The organism is Petrachloros mirabilis (genome assembly GCF_975968855.1).
In genome coordinates this window covers 1-6,095 of the sequence record NZ_CDLUDY010000106.1, presented here as the reverse complement: position 1 = coordinate 6,095, position 6,095 = coordinate 1, and the positions used below count along the sequence as shown (strand labels likewise).

General features: G+C 54.6%; 8 protein-coding genes. All 8 read left to right on the top strand.

The window, feature by feature from the left end; translation table 11 throughout:
• A partial coding sequence (locus ACWVCN_RS04450) for a hypothetical protein (protein ID WP_455244312.1) occupies positions 1–461 on the top strand: 461 nt, incomplete at its 5' end.
• Between the two features lie 137 nt (positions 462–598).
• Positions 599–1,291: a hypothetical protein gene (locus ACWVCN_RS04445; RefSeq protein WP_455244311.1), complete on the top strand. Its 693-nt coding sequence runs from the start codon at positions 599–601 to the stop codon at positions 1,289–1,291.
• A 220-nt stretch (positions 1,292–1,511) separates the two neighbouring features.
• Positions 1,512–1,997, top strand: coding sequence for a hypothetical protein (locus ACWVCN_RS04440; protein WP_455244310.1), 486 nt, complete (start codon positions 1,512–1,514; stop codon positions 1,995–1,997).
• Positions 1,998–2,199: 202 nt separating this feature from the next.
• The gene (locus ACWVCN_RS04435) at positions 2,200–2,628 is read left to right on the top strand and encodes a DUF2231 domain-containing protein (RefSeq protein ID WP_455244309.1); all 429 of its coding nucleotides are present in this window, start codon (positions 2,200–2,202) and stop codon (positions 2,626–2,628) included.
• Positions 2,629–2,740: 112 nt separating this feature from the next.
• A complete protein-coding gene (locus tag ACWVCN_RS04430; protein WP_455244308.1) occupies positions 2,741–3,988 on the top strand; it encodes an NAD(P)/FAD-dependent oxidoreductase in 1,248 nt (415 codons plus the stop codon).
• Complete coding sequence (locus tag ACWVCN_RS04425) at positions 3,985–4,536, top strand: QcrA and Rieske domain-containing protein (protein ID WP_455244307.1); 552 nt, start codon at positions 3,985–3,987, stop codon at positions 4,534–4,536. Before ACWVCN_RS04430 ends, ACWVCN_RS04425 begins: the two co-directional genes overlap by 4 nt.
• Before the next feature lie 20 nt (positions 4,537–4,556).
• Positions 4,557–5,876, top strand: a complete 1,320-nt coding sequence (locus tag ACWVCN_RS04420; RefSeq protein WP_455244306.1) for a cytochrome b N-terminal domain-containing protein — start codon at positions 4,557–4,559, stop codon at positions 5,874–5,876.
• 59 nt (positions 5,877–5,935) lie between these two features.
• A partial coding sequence (locus ACWVCN_RS04415; RefSeq protein ID WP_455244313.1) for a YgaP family membrane protein occupies positions 5,936–6,095 on the top strand: 160 nt, incomplete at its 3' end.

Sequence of the window (6,095 nt, the reverse complement as noted above, 5' to 3'; positions counted from 1 at the left end):
CGATGAATCCGCAGCACCCGCGGGATTTCAAGGAACGCAGCGATGCCCAGATGTACCACAAACACATGGCCGGCGCGCCGATGAAAGAACTTGTCAAACTGAGTAAGGGGCGGCGGATCTTCGTCATGCAGTGTGGCTTCCACGCCTATATGGAAAGTTGGGGCCTTGCTGTAAAAAATCCGTACTTTGCGAAGACCGATGAGCAGGGCCGGTTCACCATCGCCAATGTGCCGCCTGGAACCTATAAGCTGCTCCTCTGGCATCCCTATATCCGTATCCCGATCGAGCAAACGGTTACCGTTGTCCCACAGGGTTCGACCGAGGCGAATTTTTCCGTTCCGGCGCCGAGGGGGCGGCTCTATGCCACCGAGGTGCTGGATCATGCATACAACCGTTACAACGTGACGGAAGAGGTGAAGAAGGAAATCGATCCGATGATCGACAAGCAGGAGCACCACTAAGAAGAGTGTGAAAAGGTGCAAAGGTAGGATGGTGGGATTCATTCACAAGCTGATGTCTCGGGCCGGCGAGCACAGATCAGCAGAACGGTCGAAGGACGCAGAGCGTCGTTCGACCATCGCCGAAGGGGGGAGGCATCATGCAGGTTCGGAGAATCGTGTGGAGCATTGGAGTGTGGTCTGTCGCAGTTGCGATCGCCGGGGGGCTCGCTGTCTCTGGTGTATCGCCGGTTATGGCTGAAGAGTCAACGTCGACGGGAAATCGGGTATTTTTCAGGGGTGGTTTTGCCGGGTTGAACAGTGGGCGTGGAGGTGAGCTGTTTGTGGACGGACACAATGCAGCCGGATTGAACGACGGTACGTCGGGGTATTATGTCGGGGCCGGAACAGATCTGATGTTGACGAGAGATGTCTGGGGCATGATGAAAGGCATCGCTATCGTTGGCGAGATCGGAGTTGAATATAAACGTTTCGAATCGGAACGGGTCGCCAACTCCGACACTACAGGTGTCACAGGCGTTAGCAACGCAGGTCTGAACAAGGTGCAGTTGACGATGCTGACGGTTGATGTCGCTCCAAAAATAAAGTTCATGCAAGGGAAAGATCTTCAACCGTGGCTCATTCCGGTCGGGCTGGATTTCCACGTGATCAGCCCTCCGTCAAACCAGACACAGTACTTGGACATTGGCGTTCAGTTTGGAGCTGGGGCGGAGTACCGGATCTGGAAAGAGTTGTGGCTAGGGGTTGATGGACGGTATCATTTGGCGTCAAATCAAACAAACACCGTGAATAATTATGGGACGGTGGGAGGATATGTCGGTATCGGCTTCTAAATCGTTTTGGATTCGAACGATATCGGATACCAAGACGAATAGTTGGCACCGTGGCGAAACGCTGGGTTCTCTGCAAAAGCGTTTCGCCTCGTGTCTCATCTTTTCAGGCCCCATGCCCTTCGTTGTCCACGTTCAGTTATTATCAGACTGCGGAACAGTTCACAGTTCCTGAACTGCAAACACTGACGAGTCCTGCTTCTCCCGCTTCACTATCGTCACCATGTCCATCCTCTGGTTTACCGCCATTTTCCTCCATCTCATTGCCGCGGTCAGTTGGATCGGCGGGATGGTGTTTCTCTCCACAACCGTGGCACCGCTTTTGAGGAGTCGACAGGCGAGTTCAGAAGTCGTCGTCTTCTTTCGGGCTGCAGCGCGGCGCTTTCGTATCATGGTGTGGATTTCGATCGCCGTTCTCTTGAGCTCGGGGCCTATGCTCCTTCATGCGAGGGGATTAAGCATCGTTGATCCCGGTGGGTGGCCTTTTGTTCTTACGATCAAATTGACTCTGGTATTTGTCCTCCTTGTGCTCACGGTGCTTCATGATCTCGTGCTTGGCCCGGAGATCAAGCAGGCTACGATGATTCCCATAGGCGAGAGAACGAGAAGGCAACAACTCGCCGTGAATTCAGCCTCATGGATTCCGAGGCTTGCGCTCCTCCTGTCACTCGTAGTTCTCGCAACAGCAGTTGCCCTCGCGCGGTTCTAGCCATATCAGGCTGTCGCCTTCTGCAACAGCGTTCTGCCATATCCTGTAGCACGGCTCCACTTCCCCTGTGTACTGGCCAAGAGGTTGACGGTGTAAGGAGTCGATTTCCCTTGGAAATACGAAACTTGTGTTTCCGAAACGATGGGGAGTTGTCTTTGCAAGAGCGGGCCAATGGGCATCAATGAATTGAAGGAATTCGACTATGCACCCTATCCATCCAATGCTGGTACATTTCCCTATCGCCCTCCTGTCTGCTGCGGTCTTGCTTGATTTCATCGCGCTTAGATGGCGTCCGGATGAAACTCGTATAGCCAGTCTGTATTCGCTCGTGCTGGGTCTCGCCGGCGCAGCGGTGTCGGTTGTTTCAGGTGCATTGGCGGAGGAGTCTGCTGAGCATAGCGGAGTACCCGAATTTGTCCTCGAAGTTCACGAAAAGTTGGGGTTCGCGGTGTTTTGGATCTTTGCGGCGTTGCTCGGACTACGTCTTGCTGAGTGGTTGGACGTCATGAAGACACGGCCTGTCGCCTCGTTATCGGTGGGGATAGTAGGAGTACTCGTATTGTTTGTCGCTAGTTACTATGGCGGGAGTTTGGTCTACGACTATGGCGCGGGGGTCGCAATTCAGCGATAAAGTTTACACTTTAGGATCTGTGAAATGCGAATCTTTTGAGGGCGCAGCAACTCACATCTGAGTGATGGTCGAACGAGAACCACTTAGAAGCCTGCAAAGTAAGGAGGAAGTCATGGCTCGCGTTGTGATTATCGGGGCATCGATCGGGGGATTGCCGGCCGCGTATGAAGCACGAGCCCTATTGAACAAGAAGCACAAGGTGACGGTGATCTCAAACGTCGAGTCGTTTCATTTTGTGCCGTCGAATCCCTGGGTGGCGGTAGGATGGCGGAAACGAAAGGACATCAGCTTCGCGCTGGGGCCGGTGTTACAGAAGAAAAGCATCGAGTTCATCCATGCGGCAGCCGATCGGATCGAGCCGGAGCAGAATCGCGTCGTCACAGCAAAGGGCGAGATTCCATACGATTACCTCATCATCGCGACCGGACCTAAGCTGAATTTCGGCGCAGTTCCCGGACTCGGTCCCAGCGGCAATACACAATCGGTCTGTAACGTCGATCATGCCGAACAGGCGTGGGGGTCGTATCAAAGCTTTTTAAGAGACCCGGGTCCCATTGTAGTAGGGGCTGCACAGGGTGCGTCCTGCTTCGGCCCAGCCTATGAAATGGCCTTCATTCTCGATGCCGATCTCCGTAAGAAGAGGCTGAGGAAGAAAGTCCCCATCTATTTCGTGACGCCGGAGCCCTATATCGGTCATATGGGCCTTGCCGGTGTCGGCAGATCGCGCCGGTTGATGGAAGATGAATTCGCCGAACATTCGATCATGCCGCTCTCAAATATGTCGATCAAGGAGGTACAACCGGGCAAGATGTTGCTGGAAGACGGTCAGGAATTGCCGTTCCGGTACTCGATGATCATTCCGCCGTTTGCAGGAGTTGATGCGGTGGCGGGGACGCCGGGGCTTTGCAACCCCAAAGGTTTTGTGAATATCGATGCGTACCAAGCGAATCCGAAATACAAGAACATCTATTCTGTCGGCGTCTGCGTCGCGATACCTCCCGTGGAGCAGACTCCTGTTCCGACTGGTGCTCCGAAAACCGGGTACATGATCGAGTCGATGGTCTCGGCGGCTGTCCACAACATCAAGGCCGATATCGAAAACGACGAAAAGAAAGAAACCGCCACGTGGAATGCGATCTGTCTGGCAGATATGGGCGATACCGGGATGGCCTTTGTCGCACTCCCGCAGATGGCGCCGCGGAACGTGACATGGGCGAAAAAAGGAAAATGGGTTCACTTGGCGAAGATTGCGCTCGAAAAGTATTTTTTGATGAAAATGAAGAAAGGCGTCAGCGAACCGTTTTTCGAGAAGGCGGTATTGAAGGCGATGGGGATTACGAAATTGGAGCGGTCGGCATGACCAGCAATCCGGGCCCAACTAGGGAAGATCATGCCGAGCGGAGCACGCCTCTCGGTTCGCGCCGTACTTTTTTTCGGTGGGTCACAGCAGGAGCAGCCAGCTTCATCGGGCTGGGGCTTGCGATTCCTCTTCTCGGATACGTAATTTCGCCGGCATTGAGACGGCGGGAGCGAAAATGGGTGGACGTCGGTAGTGTGGAAGAGTTGAACGTGGACCATCCACAACAGCTCGATTATGTCACCACGGTCCAGGATGGATATTTAAAGAACCGATTGCAGAAGGCTGTATGGGCGGTGAAGCGAGCAGAAGGGCAGATTAAGGTGTTTTCTCCCATGTGTACGCATCTTGGTTGCGGCTATCACTGGAATGGGTCGCAGAACGTGTTCCAATGTCCGTGTCACGGAAGTGTATTCGATATCGACGGTCGAGTACTCGCAGGGCCTGCGCCACGTCCGCTGGATTCCCTTCCGTCCAAGATCGAGGATGGACGTCTTCTGGTAATTTTCAAGGAGTTCAAGTCGGGCGTCTCGCAAGCGGTGGAACTGTGAGATAGGGACAGGGAGCGATCGTGGGACTGTACCAGTGGCTCGATACCCGGCTCAATCTCAAGCCGGTCGAACGGACGCTCCTCGATGAGCCCATTCCGGGCGGAGCGAGCTGGATCTACGTGTTCGGGTCGGCTACGCTCTTCTTATTTCTCCTCCAAGCACTCACCGGCATGTTCCTCGCCCTGTATTATGCTCCGACGCCGGACCATGCCTATGACAGCATTCAGTTTATTGAAGAACAAGTGACCTTTGGCGCATTCGTCCGTGGACTTCATCACTGGGGCGCCTCCGCCATGGTCGTCGCGATCGGTCTGCACATGCTCCAGGCCTTCTTGTATGGGGCGTACAAACCGCCTCGCGAAATAATGTGGATGGTGGGAGTGGTGCTCTTTGTCGTGGTGATGGCCTTTGCGTTCACCGGCTACCTGTTACCGTGGGATCAGACGGCCTACTGGGCGACGCAGGTGAGTCTGAACATGGTGGGGACTGTTCCGTTCGTCGGGGAATTCCTGATGCGGGTCATGCGGGGCGGAGAGGTCTTGGGGGCGCTCACCTTGTCCCGATTCTTCGCTGTGCATGTCCTCTTCTTGCCAGCGGTTCTGGTCACACTGGTCGTGGCTCATCTTTTTATTTTGCGGCGTGTAGGTCCCGCCGGTCCCTGGACCGATGAACGGGCGTCGATCGGCAGCGAGACATTCTATCCGCGGCAAGTCTATATGGATGCCATGGTGATGTTAGCAGTGTTTCTGGTCCTCGCGATGCTCGCGCTCCTGGTCCCCTTTCCTTTGACCGACAAAGCGAACCCTGCCGATACGAGTTTTGTTCCGGTGCCGGAATGGTATTTTCTCTTCTATTATGAATTGCTCAAGTACGTCCATGGACCGTTGGAACCGCTCGCGACCTGGGTTTTGCCGTTGGTCATCATCCTCGGGATGTTCTTCTGGCCCTTCATCGACAGGAATCCGGCGCGTCATCCTATCAAGCGACCCGCGGCATTGGCTTCAGGAGCGGTGTTTCTCGTCATTGTCTTTTCCCTGTTGGGTATTTCGTTGAAACAGCTCTACGCCGTCCCCCGGGTCGATCCGGCCATCGCGAGGGGACGTGCGCTCTTTTCCCAATTGGGATGTGCCGCGTGTCATCGCATTCACGGTGAAGGAGGCGCGATCGGGCCGGACCTGTCCTACGTCGGCGACACGCGACCTGACCGTGAATGGCATGTGAAGCACTTTCGTGATCCTCAGTCGGTATCGCCGGGCTCGTTGATGCCGAAATTTCCGTTGGACGATCAACAATTACATGATTTGACGAGTTATATGCTCAGCTTGAAACGGCCGGAATAGTCAGGAAGAATCCTTTGCCTTCCCCCTGGCTCTCACGGAGCAGGAGAAGGGAGGAAGTTATGAATCTGAACGAAATGTTGCGGTTGATTGCGGGGGTGTTTGTGTTGTTCGCGGTGGTGCTCGGCGCGACCGTTCATCCCTACTGGAATTATTTCGCCGCATTCGTCGCAGTGAACCTGATCCAATCGGCATTTACCGGATGGTGTCCCATGATGGCGT